Origin of the sequence: Amycolatopsis orientalis DSM 43388 (assembly GCF_000411975.1) — a bacterium.
Lineage (GTDB): Bacteria > Actinomycetota > Actinomycetes > Mycobacteriales > Pseudonocardiaceae > Amycolatopsis > Amycolatopsis orientalis_D.
Map to the genome: position 1 here is coordinate 1 of NZ_ASXG01000070.1, position 2896 is coordinate 2896.

Genomic DNA, 2896 nt, shown 5'->3' on the forward strand with positions numbered 1-2896 from the left:
CTTTCCCGCCTTGACAAGCACCCCAAGACCGTCAGCACAATCAAGCTTCGGGGTGCCCCACCCCACTCACCCGACTGCAATGTCGCCCGCCAGGGCGACGAGCAGACCTCACAACCCCGCCAATCACAACCCCGCCACCCGATCCAAAAACCCCCGCTGCCCCTTGACAATCTTCTCCCGAGCCACCTCAAGAGAAAACCACTCCACCCGATCCACCTCAGGAAACTCCCGCATCACCCCGGACCGAGGCGGCCACTCCATCTCGAACACCCCCGGCACCACCTCCGCCGGATCAAGCTCCCCCTCCACCGCCCACGCGGTCACGACTTTCCCGGACTGCCGAACCTCCCCCAGCTCGACCCATTCCCCGTCCGGAACCGGCACCCCCAGCTCCTCGGCGAACTCCCGCCGAGCCGCCGCCTCCGCCGCTTCCCCGTCCTCGATCTCCCCTTTGGGCAACGACCAGGCAGCCGCGTCCTTCTTGGCCCAGAACGGCCCGCCCATGTGCGCGAGCAACACCTCGACGCCAGCCGCGCCCCGCCGATAAACCAGCACCCCAGCACTCCGCCTGACCACCATCCCCCCAGCCTGCCAGCCCCGCTGACCAGCCCGGACACCGCCACGGAAAAAACTTCCCGGCGACCTGTCGATCCCCGCCCGCCCGGTTCGACGCATGAGCAGTAAGGCACCGACAGCCACCGGAAGGACCCCGCGATGACCACGACGACCGCCCCCGAGATCGCCGCGACCCCCGCTAAGACCACCGTGACCGAGGCGACCAAGTCCCTGGCCGACCGAGCCCGCCCCACCGTCCTGGCCCTCTTCCGCGCCGTGGTCTCCGCCCTCTTCTTCTGCCACGGCCTGATCGGGTTCGGCTTCTTCGGCGGCATCGACAACGCAGGCGGCGGGTTCCCCTTCGGCCAGTGGCCGGGCTACTGGGCCAGCGTGATCGAGGTCGTCGGCGCGATCCTCGTCTTCGCCGGGCTCTTCACCCGGGTCTCCGCGATCGTGCTCTCCGGCGTGATGGCCTACGCCTACTTCACCGTGCACGCCCCGGAAGGCTTGCTCCCGCTGCACAACATGGGCGAGCCCGCCGCGCTGTACGCCTGGATCTTCCTCGCCATCGCCGTGGTCGGCCCGGGTGCGGTCTCCCTGGATCAGGTGCGCCGCCGATGAGGAACAGAGAGGCAGCACTACCTGGGGTTGCCGCTCACGAGCATCGCCCGCCCGAGCACGTGCTCCATCAACACCGTCAGCACCTGCTTGGTCGAATCCCGTTCCCGCGCGTCGCACAGCAGCAGCGGCACCTGCGGATCCAGATCCAGCGCCGCGCGCACTTCCTCGGTTCCGTACCGGTACGCGTCGTCGAAGCAGTTCACCCCGACCACGAACGGCGTCCCGCGCTGTTCGAAGAAATCCACTGCGGGGAAACAGGATTCGAGTCGCCGGGTATCCGCGAGCACCACCGCGCCGAGCGCGCCGTCGGCCAGTTCGTCCCACATGAACCAGAACCGGTCCTGCCCGGGCGTGCCGAACAGGTACAGGATCAGCTCGGGGTTGATGGTGATCCGGCCGAAGTCGAGCGCGACCGTCGTGGTGGTTTTGCCCTCCACTCCGGACAGGTCGTCCACGCCCTCGGACGCGGCGGTGATCACCTCTTCGGTGCGCAGCGGCGGCACCTCGCTGACCGAGCCGACCAGGGTGGTCTTGCCGACCCCGAAGCCGCCCGCGACGAGCACCTTCACCGCTTGCGCGGTCAGGGACCGGCGGGGCTCAGAGTTTCCGGATGCCATCGAGAACCGCCTGGAGTACGTGGGGGCTGGGGGCGTCGGTCACCGGCGTCGCGGTGCGGAACAGCACGAGGTTGCGTTCTATCAAATCGCTCAGCAGCACCTTCACCACCGGCAGCGGCAGGTCGACCCGCGCGGCCACCTCGGCGACCGAAACCGGGCGCTGGCATAGGGAAAGAATGCGTGCGTACTCCGGTTCGAGTCCGGGCGTCTCGCTCGCGGCGCGCAGCGCGACGACGAGCGTGATGAGGTCGAGCCCGCGGGTGTCGGACCGGGTCCGCCCGCCGGTGACGGCGTAGGACCGCACCAGCGGACCGGCCTCGTCCTCGTACCAGGACTCGCGGCCCCGCGCCGTCATGGCGAAGTCCGCTGGACCGCTCCGGCCCGCGGCGCCGCGGTGAGCACCGCACCGACCCGCTTGACCATCAGGTTCATCTCGTAGGCGACGAGCCCCATGTCCGCTTCGACCCCGGCCAGCAGCGCGAGGCAGGCGCCCCGCCCGGCCGCGGTGACGAACAGGAACGCGTGGTCCATCTCGACCATCGTCTGCCGCACGTTGCCGCCGCCGAAATGCCGTCCGGTGCCGCGGGCGAGGCTCTGGAACGCCGACGCGACCGCGGAAAGGTGCTCCGCGTCCGCCTCGGACAGATTGCCCGACCGGCCGATGAGCAGCCCGTCGGCGGAGAGCACCACCGCGCGGTCCGCGCCGGCGACCCGCTGCACGAGGTCGTCGAGCAGCCAGTCGAGCTCGTTGACTCCGTTGTTCGCCATCAGTCGCGATCTCCGTACCTGTTGTCGTGCCCCGGATCGGCCTCGCGGGCCCGCCGGGTGCCCTGCTGGAACGCGCTGAGCCGGGAGCGGGCCTGCTCCGGCGAATCCTCGCGGACTTCGCTGGATTCCGGGGCGGGGCGGTCGCCGCGGAGCTGCGGAACGAGGTTCTGCTGCCGGCGCCGCTGCGGCAGCGGCGGACGTCCGGGCGGACGCGGCGGCGCGGCCCGGCCGTTTTCGACCGCCGGACGCGGCGCTCGGCCGTGGTCCGCGGGCGGGCGCTGCTCGCGGTTCTGCGGCGGACGCGGCGGGCGAGCCGCCTCGGCCGCTGGCCGCGG

5 protein-coding genes and 1 pseudogene are annotated in these 2896 nt (G+C 70.6%); 1 reads left to right on the forward strand and 5 read right to left on the reverse strand.

From position 1 onward, the window contains the following. Window positions 1-123 precede the first annotated feature (123 nt). Entirely contained in the window at window positions 124-579 is a 456-nt protein-coding gene (locus L942_RS11840) for an NUDIX domain-containing protein (protein ID WP_037358918.1), read from the reverse strand. 135 nt (window positions 580-714) lie between these two features. On the opposite strand from L942_RS11840, the gene L942_RS11845 reads away from it, so the two are divergent. Next, window positions 715-1176, forward strand: a complete 462-nt coding sequence (locus L942_RS11845; RefSeq protein WP_037358919.1) for a DoxX family protein — start codon at window positions 715-717, stop codon at window positions 1174-1176. Between the two features lie 17 nt (window positions 1177-1193). On the opposite strand, the gene L942_RS11850 is transcribed toward L942_RS11845, so the two are convergent. The 4 genes and pseudogenes from L942_RS11850 to L942_RS45325 all read right to left on the reverse strand — a co-directional run. Next, on the reverse strand, window positions 1194-1793 hold the full coding sequence (locus L942_RS11850; RefSeq protein ID WP_051165889.1) for a GTP-binding protein: 600 nt from the start codon (window positions 1791-1793) through the stop codon (window positions 1194-1196). After that, window positions 1774-2148 carry a DUF742 domain-containing protein gene (locus L942_RS11855; protein ID WP_037358921.1) on the reverse strand — a complete coding sequence of 125 codons (375 nt, stop codon included), beginning with the start codon at window positions 2146-2148 and terminating at the stop codon, window positions 1774-1776. The genes L942_RS11850 and L942_RS11855 overlap by 20 nt, the downstream gene beginning before the upstream one ends. Continuing rightward, window positions 2145-2561, reverse strand: a complete 417-nt coding sequence (locus L942_RS11860) for a roadblock/LC7 domain-containing protein (protein WP_037358924.1) — start codon at window positions 2559-2561, stop codon at window positions 2145-2147. The genes L942_RS11855 and L942_RS11860 overlap by 4 nt, the downstream gene beginning before the upstream one ends. Beyond that, window positions 2561-2896: pseudogene (locus L942_RS45325) on the reverse strand (histidine kinase); the annotation flags it as partial. The gene L942_RS11860 and the pseudogene L942_RS45325, both read right to left, overlap by 1 nt.